Here is a 24,894-nt window from a genome sequence, read left to right as displayed (position 1 = left end):
ATGGAACTTTACGACACGCACGCGCACTTGTTTGACCCGCAATTGGCGGTCGATACTGCGGGAGTGATCGACCGCGCGAAGAGCGCTGGCGTTACGCGGATCCTAGCCGTCGGTACTTCAGCTGACTCGAGTGCGCAGTGCTATGACTTAGCTCGGCAATTTCCGCTGGTGATTCGTAGCTCGGCAGGAATTCATCCCAATCACGCGGCCGAAGCACTCCCCGGCGATTGGGCCCGCATTGAGCAATTGTCTCATCAGCCCGAAGTTGTAGCCCTCGGCGAAACGGGGCTCGATCTCTATTGGAAAGACTGCCCGCTGGAGTTGCAGCAGGATTATTTCGAGCGGCATATTCGCCTATCGCAGCAAACCGGCTTACCGCTCGTGATTCATCTGCGCGAAACGTTTGCCGAGATTCTCGCGATGCTGCAAGAGGCGCGTAGCCGCGGCGCTCTGCGTGGAGTGATGCATTCTTTCACCGGAACTAGCGAGCAGGCCGCCGAGTTCCTGAAGCTTGGCATGCACATCAGTTTTGCCGGCATGCTGACGTTTAAGAAATCGGCTGACCTGCGGGCGGTCGCGGCAACAATCCCTGCCGATCGACTTCTGGTGGAAACGGACTCTCCCTATCTCACACCTCATCCGTTTCGCAGTCAGCGGCCAAACGAACCTCGCCTAGTCATTCACACCGCTGAGTGTTTGGCCGAGTCGCGAGGAGTTTCGCTGCCTGACTTGGCCGCACTCACCACGGCCAACGCGCTGCGGCTCTTTTCGCGAGGCTAATTAGCTCGCCTTTGTACGCGATGATAGATGACGAGCAGATCGCGCTCGAGCGATTGAGTGTCTGCCACGATTTCGGTTTCGCTTAGCCAGCCGCAATTCGGGTGATCCGCGGTGTCGCTGAGCAGTTCGTGGGCGAGACTGAGCAGGGTGGACGAGAGCGTGTCGTCGCTGCCTTGACGCAAGTAGAGATTGGCCCGCGCCTCGGCAGGCTCAAATTCGATCAGGCCGGAAATTGTCGCTGCTGCTTGAACCATAGACGCGTTTGAAACTCACTTCTCGATCGATCGTTAACTCAGGCACTTTGTCGTCGCAAGGGGCGGCTGCTAATGGGCTGGGATTGATTACCAGCAAACAAACGAAGCGATTGCTGTTCTTTCGCGGCGAGCAAACTGGCCTGCACATCGGCAAGCAATGCCCGCACTTTGTCGACCACAGCTGACTCGTTCATTTCCCAAGCCGAATAGTCGGCCGGCAAAAAGGGTTCGTTGTCGTCGCTGCGATCGGGGCCACTGTCGGGGCCGGCATCGTGGCCTGGACCTTCGGCCGACTCCTCCGCCAGGCGGAACGCATACGGCCCAAATTCCAGCAGCGAGCCAAGCTGCAACTCGGTGGCATCGACTTCCATCTCGTCGACGTAGAGTTCTGGTCCCGTACCCAGGCGGCGCACCGTGACGATGCCGTTCTTTTGATACAGGTAGAGAAACGTCTCGGGAAAGGCGTCGTCGGCCAATACCAGGTCGCAGTCGGCGGCGGTACCAATCATGAAGACCGGGCCTTCGATCGGACGGAACATCTGCCGAGCCTGACCACGGACAATGGCCAGCCCGCGCACGCCGTTAACCTGTGACGATTGCGGCAAGGCTTTCGGCAACGCGATGTGCGGCGGGTACGGATCGCCGGGTTCATCGATGCGGGCCACAAACTTCGCCATTACGCCGGTCCTTCGCGCTGCCTGAGAGGAGCAGCCACCACATCGGTTGCTGCTATCGTCATCATCGGATGTCACGCTAGGACCGCGTAAAGCGGAAAGGCTTATGGACTGCAGAAAAACATGCGTCTCAGCCCACGCAGGCGGAATAAGTGGACTCGCAGGCTGCCGGCGACGGTCCCGCCCTCACAATTTGAAACGCTCCACTTCCAACTGCGGCTGGTTCTTCCCTGGCGTAACAGTGACCTTCAAGTCGGTAGTGCGAGGCGACGCATAGCGAGTATCGATCTTGCCCGGCGCTAACTGACTCCCGCCATTGATTGACTGCCGTCCGACTTCAATGATCAGCACGATATGTTCGCCCAGGGGCGCGCCGTCGTTTTGTTGGTGAGTGGTGAGTTGAAAGGAACCGTCGGCCTTGATCTGCCCGCGCGAACTCATGTCCAGGTCGGGCAGTTCAAATTGAATCAACGAGCCGGCCAGTTCGCTGGCCGGCTGTTGGTTGTCCTTCCAAACAACCAGCCCTTCAACAGGGTGCACGTCGCTGCTGCAACCGGCGAGGCCGCTGATGCAAGCCAGAGCGAACCAGCCTAGTCGACCAGAATGAATGGAGCGATGCATTGACTAAATCCCGCTGGAGATCTTGAGGCGACTCTGCGTCTGTCGACGAAGCATTCAGTTCTTAATGACTTCGCCATCGTTGCGCACTGCCATGGCGCGCAGCGTGGCGCTATCGATGGTGGTGTTCACGGCGCGCGTGCTGCCATCGCAGTGCACGAACTGACAAACGCCCGGATGCCAACTGCCAAACTTGCGAGCATAGATGCCGTCGACCACGCCGGCGCTCGGCGTGATATCGTTCGGACCTCGCGCGAGGGGATCTTCGATGCCCGCAATCCGACCCGGAAATGCGGACCACGCACCGCTATAAATCGGACCGTCACCCACCTTCAAGCGGCCGAACATCTTGTTCGGCACGTGCTTCTCGCCGACGAGGAACGTGTTGCTGGTACCATCTTCAATTGATGAAAGTCGCGTGTTGCAGGTCCAAGTGTTGACGGCAAAGCCGGCCGCAGCTGGATTGGCCGGGGCCGGGTCGGGGCTGCCAATAATGATCGCGCCGTTGCTGTTGGTGTTGAACCAATTCTGAGCATTGGGATCATTCGGAGTGCCACGCATATCGCCGACACACGCCGCATAATCGCCCACCGAGCCGGGCAAGTTGTTGCCGGCGCTAAAGCGTTGCTCGCTCGAGCCGCCACTCGGTTCCGGTGGTGCAGAACTATCGGCAACCGCAAAGCCCTCGGACCTACTCAGCCCGTTCATGCGGCGCGAAGGACAGAAGTTGTTCTTGATTTGCGTCTGCCGTGCCTCCGCCGTTTGCTCCGCATACTTCAGCTTCAAGTTCCACTTCTCATACAAGGCCTTCTGTTCCATATAAGGCATGATCATCACCCAGTAGCTGGCCCAACCTTCGCTGCCCGCAATGCGGAGTGGCGGCAGGTACTGATGCGTGTCATGAAAGTTCTGTGTCGCGATGCCATGCTGACGCAGATTGTTCAGACAAGAAGCCCGGCGGGCAGCTTCGCGCGCGGCTTGCACTGCAGGCAAGAGCAGAGCCACAAGTACGCCGATGATGGCAATGACAACCAGCAGCTCGACGAGCGTAAAGCCCGGAGCCTTGCGACGAGAGAGGTACATTGGATGAGACCCCGACAGAGAAGAAATTCACACGCCGCGAGGCAGGGCCGCGGTGAACTATTCGGGATTCTAGCGATGCCGCGAATGCGACAAAAGATATTTCGCTGACGAAATTACGATTTTTTTATTGACACCATCAACGCATCAAGGGAGCCGAATATATTCGACTCCCTTGCGAGCTAAATCGGACTCCCCTTCTCAGGCAGAGTTACTTCTTCGGTGGCAATGGGCGTGTGGTCTTCGGCTTGGAACTGGCAGCTTTCGGTGCCCAAGCAGCAGTCACTTGAGCCGGGCTGCCGCCATAAACGTCCGAGAACGACTTGGTGAAGTCGCCACCTTTGCGTAGCGCATCGACCAACATTTGGAACCTGCGGCTATCGGCCATTAGCGTCCTGACAAAGCTATAAGCGGCAATGTCCGCAGCTTCCTGTTCCATGTTGCCATTGAGAAACGCATCGGAAGCAGGCATCGAGCTCACCACGCCCGGGACCGCTTCGTCCCACGCACCAACGCGCGCATCGCCCGGTGAAAGACGGGCACTCACCACGCGGCCGGTGCCGGCAGCGAACCAATAGGGCACGCCCTTGCCGAGCGAAGCCATGTAAGTTCCGGCCAACTGCTGCGTGATCAACCCTTGCACCGAATAGTCTTGTGTGGTGCCTGCTTTCGGTACGACAACACCCGCGTACGCATCGACGGTGCTGAACTTGAAGTGACCGCGCCAAGGCTGCGGCAAACTCCGCCTTTCGACCATCTTGCCAAACTCGCTATAGCTGTACCGATCGCGGAAGACGAAGAGCGTCAGGCGACCTTTGACGAGCGGCTGATCGGCTGGAGCCTTAAACACCTCAGCAACCTTGGGTGCCAGCGCCTCGGCCTGTTCACCAATTTCTGTCAATGTGTTGGGACCAACGTTTCCAAGCACCAAATAGTTCGTGGTTTCAATGCGGGCCGGCTCTTCACCCGGCAAAGTGAGGGCCCAATTTTGCAAAGCCACCACCGCGCGGTCCTGGCTCAGCTGCTCGTGCGTCGAGTTAATCGCCTTGGTGATGGCCGCCAGTTCTGCCACAGGCTGCTTGGCATCGGGCCCGTCGAACTTCGCCCCTTCTTCGATCCACTTTTCAAACTTGGCAATCACCGTGTCGGCCAGCGCGGGCTGATTCAAGGGCATGCGACCACCATCGGCGGCAGTTCCCTTCAACTTTTTGATGAGGAGACTATCGCCAGGCTTGCCGGGCAGAATGTTCACACCGGCATCGCCACCCTTGAGCAGACTTTCGAACGTGTTCACGCTGAAGTTCTCGCGCGGACGATTCGTACCGTGGCAGCCATTGCAATTGGCGGCCAGCACGGGGGCAATGTCTTTGGCGAAGCTAATGGTTTCTTTGCCGGTCGCTTGCTGCACAATGGGGGCGGCGGGGGTCGCGGCAGGTGTGCCGGCGGTTGCGAGGGCCGTGATATCGCCCATCGGATCGGCACCGTCGAACTTGGCACCCTCGGTGATCCACTTGCGGAGCATTTCAATTTCAGCTGCAGGAATCTTTTGACCACTCGGCGGCATTTCGCCATCGTCGATCTTTTCCATCAACACGCTCCCCTTGCCATCTCCCTTAAAGATGACCAGGCCAGCTGGCGGACCTTTCATTAAGGCGGCATACGAAGCCATCGAGAACATGCCGCTTGCCTTGCGCACGTGACAACCACCGCAGCGACTATTCAGAATCGGCACCACTTGCTTGGTGAAGCTCACCTCGCCCGCGCCGCCTGGTGCACCGGCAGGTGCATTGGGATCGGGCTTGGCAGCGACGGCAGCCAGAGCCGCCAGGGGCTTGAGTTCAGGGAGTGTCAACCCTTCCAGTTCCAGCAGGGCGTGAGCATTGGTGAGGCGTTTGTGAATGGGCACAAGCTGATTGGTGATCTGATCGTCACCGACGGCTGCGATCTTCTCCAGCCGCGACTGGACTTCCTTCACAGCGTCGGCAGCCTCTTTGTGCTTGCCGTTCTGGAACAGGTTGCCGGCCTTGGTCATCAGTGTCGCGATGGCGGCGAGTTCCTCTCGCTGTTCGGCCGTCGGTGCTGCCCAAACAACACAGGGCAACCCCAGCACGAGCGAGACGAAACACCCAACCAGCCGATTCAGCCAGCGGCTTTTGGACATACCCATTTCCCTTTGATAATTGTCGATCCCGGCGAACTTCGAATTCTTGCCCCGAATCACAGTCCCGATTGCACTGACCTTAGGGCCTGACAGCGAAGCCACCATCTTAGACGAATGCCCGTTCGGCTGCCAAATATCTTCTGCCGGTGAACTGAATAAGTTCAACCGAGCGGCAGGAACTGGTTTCTAAGACAAGGCTTACGAACTAAGCGATTTCAGCTGGCATTTGTACTCATTCAAACCACTCGTGTTTCAACCAGCTGGCAGATAACCGCGAAATTGTCCGTCAGGTTGCCGCCCACATCTTCGTCCGGTCGCTACAGGCGAACTCTTATTGGCAGTTAAGTCTCCACTAATTCCTCCCTCTTTAACCATTGGTTCCGCCGACTTCCGAATTCCCCTGGGCCAAATTGCCTCCAAAAAATTTCCGGCAAGTTAAACTTTCGCGATAATCGGTTGCTGCCTTTAGGGCGGCCATGCATCTCGCAAGCACCTCCTTAGCATGTCTTTACGATTCATCGCTTCGCCACAACTGTTTGCCGGCTAGTGGAAACCTCCAAAATCGATTGCGGAAATTTCCATAATCAATTTTGGCTGTGCGGCCTTCCAGCGGCCATTCGGTGACCGTCGTGCAGCACGCAATTACGGCGAATAATACTCCCTTGCTGAAACCGAGTAACTGACAACATTAGTCGCAATATAGCGATAACATTGTAGCAGATACTTACTAAATAAACTATACTTTATTAGCCATTGGAGCCGCAATTTAAAACCGGCGACGTCACGTTTGAAATGCCTGAGCGAGGCACGTGCTAATCGCGGTTAAGAGCCGTCGCGAGAGTTAGGCTATTCGCTGTTGCCCGCGCTATGTTGCCACGCGAGTCACCTCAACGCATTTCGCGAGACTTGCACTTCCGTGCCTCGCGCTCGCTCTCCTCGCTGACGCTTTGGGTTTCCTAAAGAGGTGCCAGCGCGAATGGCTTCGATAATCGCAATCCCGATGACCAGGCTGGTCAATCAAATCAGCCCACTACCCGCGCGAGGCGGTTTGCGATTCAACGCTTCATCATGGATTTGCAGCAGGGGGCTGCGGGAGCAATTCCGGTAGCGCGCTGGCAGGCAGTTCGACGGTGGGAGTTTCGGTGCTGATAATCAGCGCGCTGCGAGGGATCGCATGAACGCGTCCCCGCATCGCATCGCGACGGAGGGCATCGTCGTAGGCTTTGCCGGGCCAAGGGCCTTCAGCTGAAGCAATTCCCAGATAGTCGAGCATCGTCCCTTTTTCGAAGTGAACGTTTTTGAGTGCCACGGCATATTCGACACGCGAACGATACTGCTGACTCTCTGCCTCGGCATAGCGCCGCTGTGCATCCAAGACAGCGATGAACTCGACGCGGTCATCCTGAAAGGCAGCGTCGACCGCGGCCAACTGCTGCCGCGCGGCCACCCAGCGGTTGTAGTTGGTATGCATCACCAGGTATGAACGATCGAGTTCGGAGATGGCGAGACTCAGGTCGCAGATAATTTCGCGTTCCTGCGCATCCAGCAGGCTGCGCTCGCGGACAATCCGCAACTCGGCATTCCGAACACCCGCATAAGCCTGGCGAAAGCCAAGGGGCATCGATAACTCGACGCCGACTTGCCATTCCTGAAAGTCGCCCGAGGTCAGGTCCATAAAAGCGTTGTCAAAGCGCGGCAGGCCGGTACTATCGGGATTGATCAGGTCATCGCCAAAGCCACGGAACCGATACTTTCCGACGAGGTCAAGTTGCGGCATCAAAAAGTTGCGGGCCGCAATCAATTCCAGTTCCCGCCGCTTCAATTGCCACCGTTGCCGGCGCAACTCGGCACGCCGGACCAGCGCTTCGGCAGAAATGCTGGACCAATCGAAGACCACGCTTGCCCACGAGGGTTCTTCGGCCGGGCGAATAAGTTCTTCGCCTTGCGTGGGAACATTCATGAGCAGGCGCAAGCGTCGCTCGTTGACGAGTACACCGGGCAGACCGCGAAATGTTCCGGGGCGGCTGCCGTTGTTGGTACGAGTACCATCCAGTGGCCGCCCTGCCAGCGAATCTTGCGCTTCAGCCTCGAAGCGGAAGAACTGCTCGCGAGCCTGGGCCTCTTTCTCGGCTTCGCCGCCGCGGCGGCCCGTTTGGTTCAAGGCTTGAATGCGGCGCCAGGTCTCAAGCGCGGTGTCGCGCGCCCGCACTTTGGCGTCCAGATCGCGATAGGAATAATAGAGATCCCAATAGGCGTTCTCGACGTTGCTCACAAAGTCGCGCAGGCCGATCTCAAAATCTGCGAGGCTGACATCGGTGCGAATCCGCGCGATCAGCACACCATTGAACGAGCCCGGTGTGCCGTTTGGCCCCGCAATGCGATTAAAGTCGAGGCCGTTTCCTTGGAGCAGCGGTTGCCGAACTTCACCTTCGTAAAAGACGTTGGCCGCACCGCCGGGAAATTGGTTGCCCAGGTTGTTATCGCGGTCGAAGTCCAGATGCTGTCGCAGAAAGAACTGCGTACCAGTCGCAGTACGCTTGGAGATCTGCGTATCCAACTGATCTTTTTGGCCGGACAAGAAGCCGAGGTCGCCGAGAAATCGGTTATTGAGGCGGCGATCGATCCGTTCGCTGTTGAGCGTCGTCAGCAATTGAGCATCAAAGTCCGAGAGTGCTGCTTCGACACCGAAGCGGGGATCGGTCTCTTGAATGGCCGGGTCAGTCGAGGTGACCGAGGCATCGGGCGAGCGGACAACTGTTCCTCCCAAGTCGCGGAGGACTTTCGAGTTCTCAAGCGCGAGCCGCACCGCGTCTTCGAGCGTTAAATCCCAATAAGTCAGCGATCCCATTTCGCGAATGGTGCGCGGCGGAATGCTGGTCAGGGTATCTTCGCGAATGGGAGCCACCGCATCGGGATATTCGATTTTGGTAAGTGCGATGGCACGAACGGCAGCAGGCTCATGCAGTGCGGTCTGGGAGGTCTTCGACGTCGCACAGCCGCTCCACAGCGCAATCGTCAGCGTGCAGGCAAGCACGATCTCTGACGGCAGCAATTTGCAGTGAAGTGGTTTCATGATGGCAGGCTACGGGCAAACAAGATTTGCTATCAGAAGTCTCTCGCTCGGGTGGGGGCCGATTGGAACGAAGGCAAGGGTAGGTGCGATTGTTCCTAATATGACAATTCGAGCGATTGAACCCAAAACACCATGAATTTCGGGCCTTGTGGTACACTCGTAAGGATTCTTCGGGGGGTGTAAACCGTACGGCCGTTAAATTCCTTACAACCGTGTGCCATCGGTAAGGTCAGTGCGAAGCCGTACAGCTTGCCTAACCGCTGAATCCAAATGCCAGCACCCGCTGCTTGCTCGCCGGTATTGATGTAGTAGGTTTGTGGTTCGCGCACTTTCCGTTCCGAAGCCGTTCCGCCGCAAGGGTCTTGAACCATGGCGAGCACTTACATAGCGCCCAAAGAGGGCGCTTCTGACGGCTGGCAAAAGGTGGATGCAGCCCTCGACCGCTTGCATCAGCAAGCGCTATCCGAAACGATCGCCGATCGCTTCTACACGGCTGTTCTGAACGAATTGCGAGGACTGCAATTGCCCCGCGCCGCAATCTGGAAGGTCGTCGAGGGGCGACTCCGATTGGTCCGGCGGGTTGAATCGCCAGGCAACTCTGCGGCCGGTGTGCAAGGGGAAGTTGCCCAGGAACAGGCCGCGGCGGCAGATGCAATCGATGCCAAACAGCCCCGCGTGGCTCGACCGGCGGCAGATAGCGCGGTCACAGAAACTGCGAAGCCCGCCAGTTGCGCCGCGGCACCTTGGTTTATCGCCAACCGCCCCGCCGGCGCGTTGGTCGTCTGGTTAGAACCGGATAGTCCCCCCGCAGCTGTCGCGGGGCAATTGCGACTACTGAGCGCCATTGCCGAACTCATGGCCTCGTTTCAGGCTCAGTCAGAGTGGCACGAAGCTCAAACACAGTTGCAAGTCCAGGCGCGGCTGGCACCGCTGCTGGTTTCGTTGCATTCGAGCCTCAAGCTCGCTGAGATCGCTCAGCGCATCGCCAGCGACGGCCGCGCGGCGGTCGGCTGCGATCGCATCGCCGTCGCCATTCGGCGCGGCCGGGGATATCGAACTCTGGCTGTCAGCGGCGCCGATCATCTTCATCGACATTCGCAAACCATTCGACAACTCGATGCGCTCTGCACGGCAGTGGCGGTCAATGGCGATCCGCTCTGGTGGGAGGCATCGTCGTCGGCAACGGACGACGAGACGCTGCCACCTCAAGTGCAACACCGGCTTGCGGAACACCTCGATGTGTCTCCCGCAGTCGCGCTGGCGGTGATCCCGCTAAGGTCGATAAAGACCAGCGAATCGAGTGCCGCTGAGGCGAACTCATCCGACTCCACAACGGATGCCGAACCGCTGATTGCGACGCTGGTTTTTGAGTGCTACTCGCGCACCTTTGACGAAGCTTCCCAGGCAGTCATTGCCGGCATGCTACCCCATTGCGCGGGCGCGCTCACCCATGGTTTGCTGGTTCAACGCATTCCCGGTCAGTGGTTGTGGCTAAGAATCGCTCGGCAATCTGCCTGGCACACCGCCGCGTTTCGGTGGGCCGCAGCACTGGTGGTTCTAGCGCTCGCGATTGCCGCGCTATTTCTATTGAAGGCCGATGTGCAGGTCCGCGCCACGGGCGAGATCCAGAGTGAAGCGCGACGCGAGATATTTGCCCCCTGGGACGGCGTAGCGACAGAAGTTCATGTTGACCACGGCCAACGGGTAAAGGCCGGCGACCTGCTGCTGACCATTCACTCCGCCGAACTCGAACAGCAGTTGCAGGAAGCACAAGGCGAAGCTGACACCGCGCGCAAGCAACTCGCCGCCGTTCAATCACAGCGCTTGCAAGCTGGGCCAGGAGATGTCCAGTCAAGGAACCGAGAGGCCACTCTCACGGCCGAGGAGCAACAACTGCAGGCCCAGCTAACCTCTCTGGCAGACAAGCTGAAGATGCTCGCACGCCGGCGCGAGGAACTAACCGTCCGCAGCCCGATCAATGGTGAAGTTGTCACTTGGAACGCGCGCGAGCGGCTCGTGGGGCGTCCCCTCCGCCGCGGAGATCAACTTCTCACCGTGGCCGATCCTGCGGGCCCCTGGAAAGTGGAACTCCGCATCCCTAGCCGCAGCGCCGGGCGAGTCTTAGCCTCCGCAGGGAGTAATTCCGGCGGCCAAGCGGTTACTTGGACGTTAACCAGTCAACCTGGCAATGCTCAGCAGGGAGTGGTCCGCAGCATCGCGCAGCGAATCGAATTGGACGAAGCTGGTCGGTCGCATCTGCGCTTGACCGTCGAACCTCTTGCGAAGACGCCCGCAGAACTGGGCAACATTACACCCGGCAGTCTGGTCTCTGCCAAGGTTGCCTGCGGACGCAGCACGCTCGCAGAGGCCTGGTTTCACGACTTGATCGACACCATTCGACTTTGGTTAACACTGTAGGCAACACGTCTGTCAACTATCGAACTCCTTTCACTCAACCCTTTCAATCTTTGCTGTTGTCGCGAGCCTGCCATGCACAATCTACCCTTACTTCTCACCGCACTATTGGCAATCGCCGCCGAGCCGGAAACGATTGAAATTTCCTCCGCGGTTATCAAGGTGGTGGAAGATGTCGCCGTTTCATCGAGCGAAGCGGGTCTCGTGGCCAAACTATCCGTCCGCGAAGGGCAGATGGTGAAGGAAGGGGAACCGCTCGCGCAGTTGCTCGACTCCGCCGAACGCCTGGCACTTGAACGAGCACGACTGGAAGCCGAAATCGCCGCGCGCAAAGCGACGAACGAAATCAACGTCCGCTACGCGAAGAAGTCGACCGAAGTGGCCCGCGCGGAATTAGCACGGTCGGAGGAAACAAATCTGAAATACCCCAAGACCGTTTCAGATTCCGAACTCGACCGTCAGCGCCTGGTGCGCGAACGTGGAGACTTGGAAGTGAAGCAGGCCGAGCACGAATTGGAGATCGCCACGATCACCCAAGCGATTCGCGATAACGAACGGCACACCGCTCAGGAAATGCTCGATCGCCGCACGATTCGTGCTCCGTTGCAAGGGATGGTTGTCGAGTTGCATCGCCGCCCAGGCGAATGGGTTCAACCAGGTGAAACGGTGGCCCGTGTGTTGCGATTGGATCGGCTGCGCGTCGAAGGCTTTATGGCAGCCAAGCATGCTCAGATAAATCTGGTTGGTAGCAAAGCAACCGTGCGCGTGGCGGGTGCCGATGGCAAGGCGCGTGATTTTCCAGGTGAGGTGGTGTTCGTCAGTCCTGAGATCGACCCGATTAACTCGCAGGTCCGCATCTGGGCAGAAGTGAATAACAAGGAGCTGCTCCTTCGTCCCGGCATGACTGCCAGCCTGTTGGTGGAGGGGCGATGAGCCAACTGCAGGTTCGCATGCGGCCCGATTTGATTCTGGAACAATCCGCCCCCGGCGAAGCTTGGGTTGTGCAGGATCCTCTTAGCCTGCGCTATTTCCATTTGCGCGATGAGGAGTGTGCTCTCCTGCGGATGTTGGATGGGCGACTCACGCTCGAAGAATTGCGGCAACGATTCGAAGTGATGTTCGCCCCTTTGCAACTCACCGCAGCGCAACTGCAAGCATTCCTGCATCGCCTGCACGAACTGGGTCTGCTAATTGTCGATGCACACGGCCAAGGTGCAGTTGTCGCCAGGCGATATGCTGCCTTTCGCCGCAAGACACTCCTCCTCAGCCTGGCCAATCCGCTGGCGATTCGCTTGCCCGGTGTCCCTGCTGCCGCCTGGGTGGATTGGCTGTATCGCCGTTGTCGATTCCTTCTCACACCGACTGTGCTCGCACTGTGCAGCCTCTTCGTATTGGGAGCTGCTGCTCTGATCGTTGTGCAGTGGCCTGAGTTTTGGAATCGCTTGCCTGCAGCCGAAGCTTTTTTTGCACTCGACCAGGGAATCTGGTTTCTCGTTGCTCTGATCGCAGTGAAATGCCTGCACGAACTAGGGCACGCCTTGGCGCTAACGCATTTCGGCGGCAAAGTGCATGCTGTGGGAGTCACCTTGCTCTTGTTTTCTCCCGCGCTCTATTGCGACGTCTCCGACGCGTGGCGTCTCCATCCAACGTGGAAGCGAGTGGTCGTCTCTGCTGCTGGCATGTTGGTCGAACTTGTCTTGGCGGCAGCTGCGGTCTTCTTATGGCGCTTCAGCGAACCGGGACTTGTGCATGCTCTATCGCTGCGAGTCCTCTTCATCTGCACTGTGAGCACCTTGCTCTTCAATGCCAATCCACTGATTCGAGGCGACGGCTACTACATCCTTTCCGACCTCGTCAAAATCCCCAACCTTGGCCAGGAATCGCGCTCCGCACTATCGCAACTTGCTGGCGAGTTGCTTCTCGGCTGGCCGAAGTCTGACGATCAACTGTCGTCGCCTTGGCGAACCATTCCGCTGGCGTTATACGGAGCACTTTCCCTGCTGTACGGCTGGTTCCTGATCGGCGCGATACTCTGGTTTTTCACAGCCATGCTACGACCGCATGGACTCTCCTCCGTGGCGATTGCACTGGCTGCGGTCGTGATTGGCGGGGCAACGTTGCCCCCCTTGGTCTCAGCCGGACGAATGTTTCTGCGGCGGTCGCGCCGCCCGCGAGTGCAACGGGGCCGAGTGACGCTCAGCGCGCTCGTGATGCTCGCCATTGGCCTGGCAATTGGCTTGCTCCCCCTTCCGTTTCATGTCAGTGCGCCCATGTGGCTCGAGCCTGCCCAGCCGCACAATGTCTATGTGACGGTTCCGGGAATCATGAGCCACCAGATTGCTCCCGGCACGAGGGTCAAACGGGGCGAGTCGCTGGCCGTACTCAAGAATCCACAACTAGAGGATCAACTCACCGACCTCGCAGCTGAGGCGGCCCGTCATCAACTGCGACTTGCCCAGTTGCGACTGTTAATTGGCAACGATCCCAGCGTTGGTCCTTTAATCCCTGCTGAAGAAAAAACATTGGAAGACGTCCGCCAGCGACTCAAGCAGGCCGCAGAGGAAGCCGAACGGCTGACGCTGCGCGCTCAACGGGATGGTGCCGTCATCGAACCGGCGAGTACTCCGTCAACTCCAGAAGAAGGTGGTTTAACTCGTTTGCCAGCCTGGAGCGGTTCACCCTTAGAGCCCCGCAATCTCGGTTGCCTGCTCGAAGCGGGCACGCTCGTCTGTCAAATTGCCGAACCAGAAGTGGTCGAGGCCAGCGCCTTGATCGATCAGCGCGACCTTCCCTGGGTGCGCAAAGGGCAACGAGTCCGCTTGTGGGTTGAGCAAGGTCCGGTGCACTTCTGTTCGGGAACAATCGTCGACCTCGCTCGCACCGACGCCAAAGATTTGCCACCAAGCTTGCTCGCGGCGCTGCGAGTGCCCGATGCGGCCCCTGCGTCTGCCAACCCCAATCGTGCCGCCATGGAAGAATTGAGCGGCGGACGGATTTTGTACCAGGCCCGCATCGAACTCGACGCAGCCCCTTCCGCCCCCTTGCGGGTCGGCATGCTGGGGCGAGTGAGGATCGCCGCCGATTGGCAAACTCTGGGATCTCGCCTCTGGCGTACTTTGCAGCAGACGTTCTCCAGCGGCTAAGCCCGGCAACTAGCATCGCCCGGTTTTCAGTGGCAATGCAGTCCGACGAGGTTTATCAACACCCCCCTTTTGCGTGCATCGCCGGCAAGTCGTTCTGCGGCAACCAATTGCGTCCAATTTGCGAATGCTGAAATCATCCTCTTTGTTGATTAACCTCTGGTTTGATGAAGCTCAGTGCCGACACTCGTGAACTTTCCGGATTACCAAGAATCAGTTGCTCGCGACGGCGAGCACAGTTGCCGCTCTGCGGGCGCGCTTCTCTCACCAAATTGCCAAGACAGACCGCTTATATTGTCTATAAATAGTAATCACTTGTAAACAACACACTGCAGAGATTTTTCTGATGTTATTGAGACAAGCTGCTGGAACTGCGATTCTCTCCCCAGCAGTCGGGTTTAAGGAATCAGCAGGATCAAACCGGCGGCGACTGCTGTTTCGGCAGTGATTGCCTTTGGCTGCAACTCCGGCCATTGGATTTGCCGTGGTGCCGGGCTCCCTGGGCGATAGTACCCCAGGGGATAGACACATTCTCTCGAAGGATGCACCGTCATCGAATAGGGAAGCGCTACCGTCGCGGCGAAGAAATGGGCCGCGGACAGCGCCGGCTGCAAGTGCGGGCAGGGCGAGTAGCCGTACCGTTCGAGGTTCGTCTCTTGATAGTAGAGCGGGCGATAGCAGAAGTCGGGAGCGTCCCAGAAGTAGACATTGTCGCGCCACGGGCGAACCTCGTCGGCTGGCATGGCCTTGCTGAAATAGGCGGTGGCGACATCGGGGGGCAAGTCGGTCGACCTGGTCGCAATCGTCGCCGAAAGCTGGCCGATGGGTCGATCTTCGGGCATCACCGGACCGACTGCTGGCGCCGGCCGGGGCGTGGCGGGGGGCGGAACTAACTCGGGGCCGCGCGGGCTCGGATTGGGGAGCGGCTGCACCAATTGGGCAACGGCCGAGTGATTTGCAACGCCAATCGTCACAAAAGTCAGCGCAATCGTTACAACCAGTCGCCGTGAATTGGTCATTTGCACACCCTCGCTCACTGTTTCACCTGCGCGGCGTCGCCACCATCTGCTGGTCGTGTCGATCACCGCGAAAGATAGGATCGGCGCGAAGATGCCGAGGGTATCAGCTCTTTGCATTGCGCCGCTCCACCCCCAATAGTCGCTACAACCGGCCTGCTGACAAATTCTAGCCGCGACCGTCAATTTAGGTGGGGGAAATGGGAGTTTCGGTTATCATGGATACGACATTCCTGGCCGATTTTCTCATGTTTTGTCGAGGCAGTGCGCGATGGAACTTGCACATTGGTTTCGTAGCTTGACCGCCAAACGCCGACGTCCGAAGCGTCGCGTTCGGGCATTTGCCGAGCGGTTTGCAGCCGCACTCTCGATCAAGCCGCTCGAAAGCCGCTTCGTCTTCGACGTCGCGCTACCCGGCGCGATCACTTCTCAGCTGACATTGCAGTCGGGAAATCTGCATCTGACCGACGTTACCGCCGGTGGACGCAACGACGCCTTCACGATTCAGGCCGACACAACGCGCACCGTTCACAACTACGACTATTACCTGATTCACGACCCCACGGCAGTGTTCGATGCCAGTGGCGTGAGCGGAGCATCGGTAAGCGCCGACAAACATTCGGTTGAGATTCCCTTAGGTACGATCACGGGTAATCTGATTACCGTTGATGCGGCTGACGGTATCGATTCGCTCACGATCGATTTCTCGCAGGGCAACCTGGCCGATGCGGTTCTGTTCAAAGGCGGTAATCCCACCTCATTGCCCGGCGATAGTCTGTCCCTTACCGGTGGCGGCAAATTCGCGACGGTGAGTCATCAGTTTCACGATGCCACGTCCGGCTTCATCGATGTTACCGGCAACGCCCGCATTGATTACATCGGGCTCGAACCCATCGCCGATAACCTGAGCGCGACAGATCGCGTCTTCAACTTCAGCAGCGGGGATGACGAGATTACGTTCGAGCAGGGAGCTGTCGTTTCCACGATCGATTCAAACCTGGGCGAAACCGTCACCTTTCTTAATCCGACCACGTCGCTTGCCATCAATGCCGGCAATAGTCTCACGGAAAACAACTCGCTGGTCGTGCGCACCGCTAATCCGGCAACTGCAGCGCCGCAATTTTCGTTTGCCGGCTTTACGTTCGATCAGACAGCGACACCCAACGCAGCCGCCGCCATTCCGGTGGGCACCGTCAACGATAGTCCCGATTCGTACACGATTGGTCTGACACCGGGCGGCCCGACCGGTGCTGTAGCTTTTCCCGAGTCAAACACCGGCTTCTTGGGCAATCTCTCGATCGGCAGCCAACTAGCTGGCGGCACCACGGTGCGGGCGATCAACCTGCCGGCCGGTAATGTGGGGACAGACCTTCGCAGTGGAGTTGAACTCAGTTGGAGCGGTCCCCAAACGCTAGTGAACGCGGATGGCGATGATTTTGTCGTTTACGAATCATCCAGCAATCCAACCGGTCCCGATGGGTTCCTGGTGCAGGTGCATGTCGCCGGTGGCGGTTGGACTCGCTTGCGTTACGAACCGCACGATTCGCGCCAAAACTACATCGGCAACACCGGTGAAGGGGCCTTTGCGACGGCGTTTGACTTGTCGTCGTTTGGGCTCTCGAACACGGACGCCATTGATGCCATTCGCATCGTAAGTATGACCTCTGGCGACCGCATCGATCCCGTGGGTGCCGTGTTCGAACCGCGCGCGGGGGCCAATGTCGGCTTCGGCTTTGTGATTCCGGACGACAATGGCGCGACCAGCAATATTTTCCCCGATCCGGGGCCGCTGGCCAGCTTCACGTTTTTTGGTGCCAGCACGTTCGATCCCGATCCACTCTATCTGGGTGTGCTCCATCCACTCACTGGGCCGACCGACTTTCAACGAGACGAAGTAACGATCACCGCCACCACGATCGACATCGAAAGCGGTGGCGTTACGCAGCCCAAAATCAACTACAGCGGCGTGGAACTGCTGGCGGTGCAAACGCTCGGTGGTGCCGACACCATCACAGTTCATTTGAGCGTTGATTTGCCGGACTCCGTCGTGCTGAATGGTGGCAACCCAAGTGTGGGCGACAAAGTCATCATCATGGGCAGTTCGGACAGCGATATCATTGAGCTAGCCGGCGACCGGCTCGACGTAACTGGCAGCGCATCGATTCAGTTGCAGAACATTGAGTCGTTGGAGATCAATGTCGAGGGTGGTGGCGCAGATACGATCCGCAACCAGCCGAGCTTTCGCTTAAATGGCAATGATGCCGCGATGCACATGCTCGGCGATAGTTCCGATCGCTACACGCTGAAAACGGAAGCGCCGGCGGCCACGGTGGACGCTGATCCCTACTCGTTTGCCGACGTGACGTTCGATCAAAGCGTGACACCCGACGTCTTCTATACACTCCCGCTGGGACAGTTGCCGGGCGGGCAAGGCGTGATTATCAATGGCTCTCCTTATCTGACGAATCACGTCAGCGGATTTCCCACCGATCCCAACCTTCTTGATGACCTCTTCTTTGACGAGTCGCTGTCGATTGGTGGGCGCCTAGGCGGAGACGATGCCGCCCTGCAAGCGCTGCGTCTGCCGACCACGCTGGCAACCGGTACCGATCCGGGAGCGACGACACGCGGTGGTTTTGAGCTGCGCTGGTCGAATGGCCGAGCCCTTGCCAACACCAATGGCATGAATCCCGATTTAGTCATTTACGAATCGGGCACTTACAACGGCTCGCTGCTCAAGGGTGCACCTGAGCCCATCATGGTGCAAGTCCACAGTGTGGATTCGAACTCCTGGAGTAACTGGGTCTATATTCCCGCCAGTTCGTTCATGGCCTATGACGGTGGCACGACGGGGGACGGTACCTTCGCCACGTTGATTGATCTGTCGGCCTTTGGCACCGGCTTCGGACTCGTCGACGCCATTCGCTTCACCAATCTGATTGCGACCGACCGGATGCAGTCGGCTGTCAGTTCGCTGGTCGCACCCGGTGAGACAGCACCGAGCAGCACCACGCTTCCTAATCCGGGACAGCTCGCCAGCTTTATGCAATATGGCAACAGCACGTTCGATCCCGACCCGCTATATGTAGGCGTGATTAGCACCGCCGCCACGCAAGTAACCATCGGCCAAAACGACGTCGTGGCAATCACTCCCGATCGCGTGCAGTGGATCGGTTATCACAAAATTACCTATTCGGGACTGGGGACAGTCGCGCTCGAGACCTTCGGCGGCAGCGATCAGATTTCTGTCGATGCAAGTACGACTACTTCGTATGAGATCTCGGCTGGCGATCCCGCCTTTCCCACGAATCCCGGCGACCGGGTGACGCTCGATCTGGATGGGCTGGCTGATTCATTACTGACAGTTACCGGCGTCGGGAGTGGACTCATTACGAGCGATGCGACGACCACCATCACGCTGCAGGGCGTAGAGTCGCTGGGTGCCGTGAAGCAGCCCGACAATAGCATTGTCACCTTGGACATGCGGCTCACCTCCACGCTGGTCGCCGGCGATGACGCTTATCGTTTATCGCGTAATGGGACCGCGCTCGAAACCGAAATCAACGGACAATTGTTCTTTCGTGCCGATCTCGATCTCGTCAATGAGTTGCAGTTCAACTCGCCAGCGACGATGACACTCGCCGACCTGCAAACGCTCACCATCGACTTCGCCACTGGCAACCCGATTCCTCAAGGAGGCGTCTTTTTTCATGGCGGTGAAACGGGCGCAACCGAGTCGCAGATCACGTTGGAGAATGGATCGTTTGGCGTCGTGCGTCACGATTTTACGAGTGGTGCAACGGGAGAGGTTTTGTTTGACGCCTCGCTGCAGGTGGGCCTCAGTTCATCGCTGCTGCGATATGAAGGTGTGCAAGGCGAAATTGTCGATCACCTGGCAACTCAGCGGCGCGAGTTCCTCTGGAGCAACGCGGCAGACGAGATTCAATTTACGGACGATCATTTGTCGCTGGACGCGCACTCTCAAACTGCTTCTGTGGCAGCCTCGCGGACCTTCGTCACCACCGTCTTTCGCAATCCCACGCAGTCGCTCGTGGTTGAGACCCGCGGCGGCGACGATGACCTCTTCTTACAGACGCTCGATGACAACTTTACTGCCGAAGTGAGACTCGACACCGGCACCGGCAACGACTTGATTCAAATCGATAGCAATGGAACCCAGTCGGGCGGAACAGTCGACGTCTTCCGGTTCCCCATTTACATCTCGGCCGGTGGCGACGGTGCCGATCAACTCATCGTCACTGACGAAGATGACACGACCGGCGATGTATTTTCCATCACCGATAACACCATCGGTGGCGGCCCGGTTCCCACGGGTGCCGCTGTCGACGCGGCTGGCGTTCCTTCACCGGTCGTCGATGGTGTTGTCTCTCCGCAGGAATGGGATTTTGCGCCCATCGCTTTTGCAACCGGGGCGCGCCCCGCCGCAAGCTTGCAGTCGATCCTGCATTTCGATTTTTCCACCGGGGCCGGGACGGTGATCCCCGATGGTTCCACGAACGCCAACACCGGTTACCTGCCGCAAACACCTGCCCCACAATTCCGGCCCAATCAGGGCAAGTTCGGCGGCGCGCTCGAATTCAACGGCACCAGCGATTACGCCTGGTTCCAAGACCCCAATTTCAACGTCGGCGACGAAGGAACCGTAAGCTTCTGGGTCAAGATGGACACCGTCACGCGGCGGAATCAGTTCTTCGAAGGCCCCGGCAATACGGGGTTGGAGTTCCAATATCGAGAAAATGGCGGCGGGCAATTTTACGGCAGCACGAACCGCGGATTAGTGGGAAATTCCGACGACTTCGCCATCTCCAGTGGTGGCCAGGCGGCAACCGCGGGCCAGTGGGTGAACCTGCAATACACCTGGAAGAAAACCGGCGCTACAACGGGCGAGATGCACGTCTATGTGAACGGTGTCGAAACATACCTGTCGGGCTTTGATTCGAATATTGCCAACTGGTCGGTGGTGGCGAGCACAGCTAACGCCTTCATGACGATGGGGCGCGATGCTTCGACGACACCTGGTTCCGGCTCAACGCGTTACTTCGACGGCCTGATGGATGACGTCGCGTGGTTTAATACAGTCCTTACGCCGACCGAACTCGCCGCCATGCGAACTCAGTCGGTGGCCGATGCCCAGAACAGTTTGCACGGCAATCTCGATCCGGTCGGTGTCGGCTCCGGCAATTTGGTTGCCTATTGGAACCTGGACGATGCAATTGGCGTGACGACAATCGACGGAGACGGTGGCACTTCGATCAAGTTGCACGCCGGTCCCAGCGGTTCGCAGGCGCAGTTTGTCACCAGCGGCAAGTTCAACGGCGCGCTCGATTTAACCAATCCGGAAGCGTACGCCACGTTTCAGGATCCCAACTTTGACGTCGGCACCAAGGGCTCGCTCAGCTTTTGGGTCTACATGCGCGACACCGTCGACCGGCGGGGAACATTCGTCGAAAACTCAGACAACTCCGGCTTCGAGTTCCAATATCGGCCCGACGGCAGTGGGCAATTCTACGGTAGCCCCAGTCGCGGTCCGGGCAATTCCACCGACAACGCAATTCAAAATGGCGGCGCTCGCACGGGGCAGGGCCAATGGCAGCACGTGGTCTACACCTGGGACCGGTCTTCGCCCCTGACCAATTCCGGGACGATGGAGATCTATATCAATGGAGTGGAGGTCTCTTACCTTTCTTCCAGTTTCAACGAGAACATCTCGGGCTGGAACAATGTCGTGAATACCGTGAACCAGGAGTTTTCGGTCGGCAGAGATCCGGGCACTCCGGATCGTTGGTTCGATGGCAAGATGGACGACATCTCCTGGTACAACGCCCCGCTTACCACCACGCAGATCTCGACGATCTATAACGGTGGCACTGGCCGCAGCATCGACACCATTCAAGGCATGGGCGGGCACGATATCGTATTCAACCAGGTTGGGCATGTCGACGGCGGCAATCTGGTCGCTTACTGGAACCTGGACGATGCAACCGGCACCATCAACGCCACCGGCGATGGTGGGACGAATATCACACTCAAGTTGAACATTCCTGCTGCACCCGATGGTGCGATGTTGGTTTCGGGGGGCGGCCCAACCCTCACCGGCGCAATCACTCCGCTCGATGCCCTCGCCTTCGATGGCGACCGGGATGTGCTCCGCGTGCTCGATAGCAGTTCACTGGACTTCAATAAATCGCAAGGGACCATCGCGTTCTGGGTGAAACCACAGGCTCCCACGAACGGACAAACCACCTATACGCTGCTGGAAGACACCACGCAGCAGATTGAAGTGTCGTTGTCGTTTGTCGCCGATGCCGGATCCGCGCTGGGGCATGCGAATCTTACCCAACGCCTCGTATTCACCCCTTCAGCGAACGTTGGCGGCACCAACATCGTCGTCAGCGGTTCGCAATTGAGCTTGAACCAGTGGACGCATGTCGTCATCACTTGGAATGCAGCCGATCAGTCCGCGCGCATCTTTCTCAATGGCGTTGAGGATACTCCGCTTCTCAACAACCTCCCCACACAATGGACCGCAGCTGCCGGAAACACGGGCGATTGGGTGTTTGGCGGCGATGCCGCGGCCAACCCCACGAACCGCTACTTCAGCGGGAGTATGTCCGACGTGGCCATTTATGGTTCAGCGCTCGCACAGAACCAGGTGAGCGACATCTTCAACAAAGGGGCTGGTGCTTCGGGCGGCTGGGACTACTCCGGTGCCCAAGGCCGCTTCGCCTGGGACGAATCAAACCTCTACGCGCTGATCGAAGGTTATCCCCAAGGTGCCAACGACGAAAACGGTCCCTTTGCCAATCTGCAGTTGGAGCTGCTCGATGGCTCGGGAACACTGCTAGGCACGTTCGACTTGAACAGCATCGTCCTGGCGGGAGGTCAGGCCAGTCCCGCCAGCGGCGAAGCGACATTGTACGAAATCGCACTCCCTTGGACGGCCATCGACGGCGTCGCTGGCTTCGATCATCTCACGGACGTTCTGCAATACCGAATCCGTACCGATGATTTCGACCTCGCTCCTAACACGGGCGGATTCGATAGCCGCGATACGACGCTCGGTTTTCAGATCATTCCTCCGACTGGCCCGACTGCCGGCTACAAGCTGCTGCCACTCGCGCAGGCCGAAACCTTCTTTGGCACAGGTGGATTCATTCAGTACGCGGGCATTGCGGATCTTTCCGTGACTGCCGGCAGCGGCGACGACGTCATCACCGTGCGCGATAACCCGGCGACCGATGGCCTGCTCGATAGCAGCGTGAATCCTTCGCGCAGCTTGACGATTTTCGCCGGCCCAGGAATGGACGAGATCACGTTGCTGTCGATCGATGCGAACTATCGCGCCGCGACCACGATCGACGGCCAAGGCGGGAACGACACAATCACTCAGGAGGTGGCCCTCCAACTTGGCTCCGCGAATTCGACCGGAAATTTGTGGTACTTGGCTGAGACAATTGTCGTCAAACAGTCGATCGACACCGATTCGACGAACATCCATCCGGATGGGCCCGGCACCATCACGTTCGAAACGAGCGGCACGCTGACACTCACCGACGATGCCGATATTCTGGCCCGGGGTGTGGTGGAACAAATCGGCAGTGCGGCGACGATCTTCACCGCAGCCGAGATCACCACCACCGACGATCGAATCGAGTTCGACGGCCAGATGTTGCTCACCGGCGATGTTACGCTAACTTCGACCGGCATTACGGAGGGCGACATCCTGCTCCGCCAGTCGGTCGATAGCTTCGCGCCGGGCATGTTCAACCTCACCTTCGAAAGTGGGCTGGGGAATATTGAAGTCGGCGGCGCGATTGGTCTGCTACAAGCTTTGAATAACCTGACGATTGTCTCCGCGCAAAACGTCACCTTCGCCTCAACGCTCCGCGCCATCGGCGATGTGATCCAGCAAGCGGGTACCGGCACGACGATCTTCAATGGCACGAGTGGAGCCGGGATTGGCGGCATGCTCAGCGTGATTACGGATGCGGTGCAGTTCCTTGGCGCGGGCATCGTTACGGTGGGGAATATCTCGGTCGAAGTTCAGAATGCAATGCTGCTCGCCGCCAACGTTGGCCTCGAAGCAGGCTCTGCACTCATCACACTAAAAGCCAACCAAGACCAGGCGGGAACGAGCGGCTTTACGCAAGGATCGGGTTCGCTGATTCGAACCGCCAGCAACGATCCGCTCGCGATTCAGATCCTCGTCGGTGGCACCGGCGGCGCTGCGATTGCCCAATTGCAGGCTGGGACCACTAGCGGCGTGGTAACGATTGATGTCGGCGGCAAGATCACGGACGCACAAAACGACGAAACAACCAATCTCACAGCCTTTCGAGCGAACCTCGCGGCGCAGATTGGCGTGGGAGACTTGGGGCCCGCAGTCCCCAACAATCCTGACTTCGACACTGCCGTAGCCCAGATCACGGTCGTCACCACCGGTGGCGATATCGCGCTCAACGAAGCAGACGATATTCAGTTGCAAGGCCTGTTCGCTCTGGATGGCTCGGTTCGCGTCGTGTCTGCGAATGGTTACATCACGATTCTGAACGGCACGCTCGTCGACGGAAAGTTCGTGCAAAGCGGGACCGGGCAGATCAGCAACGCGCCTCCGGTGCTCGTGCTAGCCGAGGTTGATCCGGACGATGTCCTGCTGCCTGGCGACCCAACTCAAGAAGTGACCGGTACGATTGGCGGTGATCCGAATACAGAACTCGCGCGCAATCTAAAGATCATTGTCGACTGGGCAGACGGTGAGCAAAGTGTCCTTGGCGGCCTGAACGCCGGTGATACGGTGACATGGTTCATTAGCGCTGATAACACGAGTACGGTAAACATCGTCTCGGGCAATCCAGAATCGCCGATCACGATCACCATTCAGCGCGAATACCCGCTCTTGTTCTTGCAGTCGGTCGTGGGAACGGAGATCGTGAGCAACTTCACCGTCTATAACGACCCGCAGATTCAACTCTTTGACCTGTCCTCGCAAGCGATTGGGCAACAGCAACGTCTGAATCAATCCCTGACGCTGCCAATCGCCACTTCGTTGTCGGAAGAAGGCTTCGGCCGGAACGTTCCGCTGCCCATTGAAGAGACTTCCTTCGCTGCGACCGAACCGGTGCGCCAGTCTCGATTGGAGTTGATACCCTCGCTGCCCCCGCAGCAAGTTCGGTATTACTCAGAGACCTTCGCCGCCGATGAAGCCGAAAATGAACTGGCCATCTTGTATCTGGTGCGAGTCGGAGTCGACGGCCAGGAGGAAAGCCGCACGCTCCTTCCCCTTTCGGACCTGCGCGATTTGACCGGTCTGCTCGATCGCATTCGCAAGGCCTCGATGCGCAGCGGCCTCTATCGGATTTATCATCAAGAGGCTGGGCTGCCGCCACGTAAAGTGCTGGAGTTCCGCAAGACCGCGGAAGGAATCGGCGACCCCGTTCGTGAACCAGGTCGCGGTGCCAACCCGCTCGACGAAAACAACAAAACGCCCATGGATCCGGCCCCTCCCGCGCCCCCAGCGAAGCCGGATGCCAAGCAAGGCGCTGCCCAAGAACAACCCTCACCCAACTCTGTGCAGGCAGCTTTGATGGAAGCGACAGACACTTCCTTCGGGTTGGCTGCGCGCCTTCGCCGCAGGCTGGAAACTGCCGCGTCGCTGGACTGAG

At 58.5% G+C, this 24,894-nt stretch carries 12 protein-coding genes; 5 read left to right on the top strand and 7 right to left on the bottom strand.

Annotated elements, in window-relative coordinates:
- A complete protein-coding gene (locus ETAA8_RS17170; RefSeq protein WP_145090826.1) occupies positions 1-780 on the top strand; it encodes a TatD family hydrolase in 780 nt (259 codons plus the stop codon).
- Here ETAA8_RS17170 and ETAA8_RS17165 read toward each other — a convergent pair.
- From ETAA8_RS17165 to ETAA8_RS17140, 6 genes are all read right to left on the bottom strand, one after another.
- On the bottom strand, positions 777-1,034 hold the full coding sequence (locus ETAA8_RS17165) for a hypothetical protein (RefSeq protein WP_145090824.1): 258 nt from the start codon (positions 1,032-1,034) through the stop codon (positions 777-779). The two genes, ETAA8_RS17170 and ETAA8_RS17165, sit on opposite strands and share 4 nt — an antisense overlap.
- Before the next feature lie 38 nt (positions 1,035-1,072).
- Positions 1,073-1,711: an FHA domain-containing protein gene (locus ETAA8_RS17160; RefSeq protein ID WP_145090820.1), complete on the bottom strand. Its 639-nt coding sequence runs from the start codon at positions 1,709-1,711 to the stop codon at positions 1,073-1,075.
- Positions 1,712-1,894: 183 nt separating this feature from the next.
- Positions 1,895-2,329, bottom strand: a complete 435-nt coding sequence (locus ETAA8_RS17155; RefSeq protein WP_145090817.1) for a hypothetical protein — start codon at positions 2,327-2,329, stop codon at positions 1,895-1,897.
- Positions 2,330-2,383: 54 nt separating this feature from the next.
- Positions 2,384-3,409 (bottom strand): DUF1559 family PulG-like putative transporter, encoded by a 1,026-nt coding sequence (locus tag ETAA8_RS17150; protein ID WP_145090814.1) that lies wholly within the window; start codon positions 3,407-3,409, stop codon positions 2,384-2,386.
- Between the two features lie 208 nt (positions 3,410-3,617).
- Positions 3,618-5,567 carry a c-type cytochrome domain-containing protein gene (locus ETAA8_RS17145; RefSeq protein ID WP_202921039.1) on the bottom strand — a complete coding sequence of 650 codons (1,950 nt, stop codon included), beginning with the start codon at positions 5,565-5,567 and terminating at the stop codon, positions 3,618-3,620.
- Positions 5,568-6,633: 1,066 nt separating this feature from the next.
- Positions 6,634-8,640 carry a TolC family protein gene (locus ETAA8_RS17140; RefSeq protein ID WP_145090807.1) on the bottom strand — a complete coding sequence of 669 codons (2,007 nt, stop codon included), beginning with the start codon at positions 8,638-8,640 and terminating at the stop codon, positions 6,634-6,636.
- 369 nt (positions 8,641-9,009) lie between these two features.
- On the opposite strand from ETAA8_RS17140, the gene ETAA8_RS17135 reads away from it, so the two are divergent.
- From ETAA8_RS17135 to ETAA8_RS17125, 3 genes are all read left to right on the top strand, one after another.
- Positions 9,010-11,058, top strand: a complete 2,049-nt coding sequence (locus ETAA8_RS17135; protein ID WP_145090804.1) for an efflux RND transporter periplasmic adaptor subunit — start codon at positions 9,010-9,012, stop codon at positions 11,056-11,058.
- A 72-nt stretch (positions 11,059-11,130) separates the two neighbouring features.
- Positions 11,131-11,988 (top strand): efflux RND transporter periplasmic adaptor subunit, encoded by an 858-nt coding sequence (locus tag ETAA8_RS17130; protein ID WP_145090802.1) that lies wholly within the window; start codon positions 11,131-11,133, stop codon positions 11,986-11,988.
- Positions 11,985-14,198, top strand: a complete 2,214-nt coding sequence (locus tag ETAA8_RS17125) for an HlyD family efflux transporter periplasmic adaptor subunit (RefSeq protein ID WP_145090799.1) — start codon at positions 11,985-11,987, stop codon at positions 14,196-14,198. The genes ETAA8_RS17130 and ETAA8_RS17125 overlap by 4 nt, the downstream gene beginning before the upstream one ends.
- A 395-nt stretch (positions 14,199-14,593) precedes the next feature.
- On the opposite strand, the gene ETAA8_RS17120 is transcribed toward ETAA8_RS17125, so the two are convergent.
- The gene (locus ETAA8_RS17120) at positions 14,594-15,331 is read right to left on the bottom strand and encodes a hypothetical protein (RefSeq protein ID WP_145090796.1); all 738 of its coding nucleotides are present in this window, start codon (positions 15,329-15,331) and stop codon (positions 14,594-14,596) included.
- Positions 15,332-15,482: 151 nt separating this feature from the next.
- Between ETAA8_RS17120 and ETAA8_RS17115 the strand changes: the two genes are divergently transcribed.
- The gene (locus ETAA8_RS17115; RefSeq protein WP_145090793.1) at positions 15,483-24,893 is read left to right on the top strand and encodes a LamG domain-containing protein; all 9,411 of its coding nucleotides are present in this window, start codon (positions 15,483-15,485) and stop codon (positions 24,891-24,893) included.
- Position 24,894 lies beyond the last annotated feature (1 nt).

Source organism: Anatilimnocola aggregata (assembly GCF_007747655.1).
GTDB classification, from domain to species: domain Bacteria; phylum Planctomycetota; class Planctomycetia; order Pirellulales; family Pirellulaceae; genus Anatilimnocola; species Anatilimnocola aggregata.
This window is presented reverse-complemented; position numbering and strand designations above follow the sequence as displayed.

What these genes read in the sequence shown, in the direction of transcription:
- ETAA8_RS17170 (WP_145090826.1), top strand. Translation starts at nt 1, where the DNA reads ATGGAACTTTACGACACGCACGCGCACTTGTTTGACCCGCAATTGGCG.
- ETAA8_RS17165 (WP_145090824.1), bottom strand. Translation starts at nt 1,034, where the DNA reads ATGGTTCAAGCAGCAGCGACAATTTCCGGCCTGATCGAATTTGAGCCT.
- ETAA8_RS17160 (WP_145090820.1), bottom strand. Translation starts at nt 1,711, where the DNA reads ATGGCGAAGTTTGTGGCCCGCATCGATGAACCCGGCGATCCGTACCCG.
- ETAA8_RS17155 (WP_145090817.1), bottom strand. Translation starts at nt 2,329, where the DNA reads ATGCATCGCTCCATTCATTCTGGTCGACTAGGCTGGTTCGCTCTGGCT.
- ETAA8_RS17150 (WP_145090814.1), bottom strand. Translation starts at nt 3,409, where the DNA reads ATGTACCTCTCTCGTCGCAAGGCTCCGGGCTTTACGCTCGTCGAGCTG.
- ETAA8_RS17145 (WP_202921039.1), bottom strand. Translation starts at nt 5,567, where the DNA reads ATGTCCAAAAGCCGCTGGCTGAATCGGCTGGTTGGGTGTTTCGTCTCG.
- ETAA8_RS17140 (WP_145090807.1), bottom strand. Translation starts at nt 8,640, where the DNA reads ATGAAACCACTTCACTGCAAATTGCTGCCGTCAGAGATCGTGCTTGCC.
- ETAA8_RS17135 (WP_145090804.1), top strand. Translation starts at nt 9,010, where the DNA reads ATGGCGAGCACTTACATAGCGCCCAAAGAGGGCGCTTCTGACGGCTGG.
- ETAA8_RS17130 (WP_145090802.1), top strand. Translation starts at nt 11,131, where the DNA reads ATGCACAATCTACCCTTACTTCTCACCGCACTATTGGCAATCGCCGCC.
- ETAA8_RS17125 (WP_145090799.1), top strand. Translation starts at nt 11,985, where the DNA reads ATGAGCCAACTGCAGGTTCGCATGCGGCCCGATTTGATTCTGGAACAA.
- ETAA8_RS17120 (WP_145090796.1), bottom strand. Translation starts at nt 15,331, where the DNA reads ATGCAAAGAGCTGATACCCTCGGCATCTTCGCGCCGATCCTATCTTTC.
- ETAA8_RS17115 (WP_145090793.1), top strand. Translation starts at nt 15,483, where the DNA reads ATGGAACTTGCACATTGGTTTCGTAGCTTGACCGCCAAACGCCGACGT.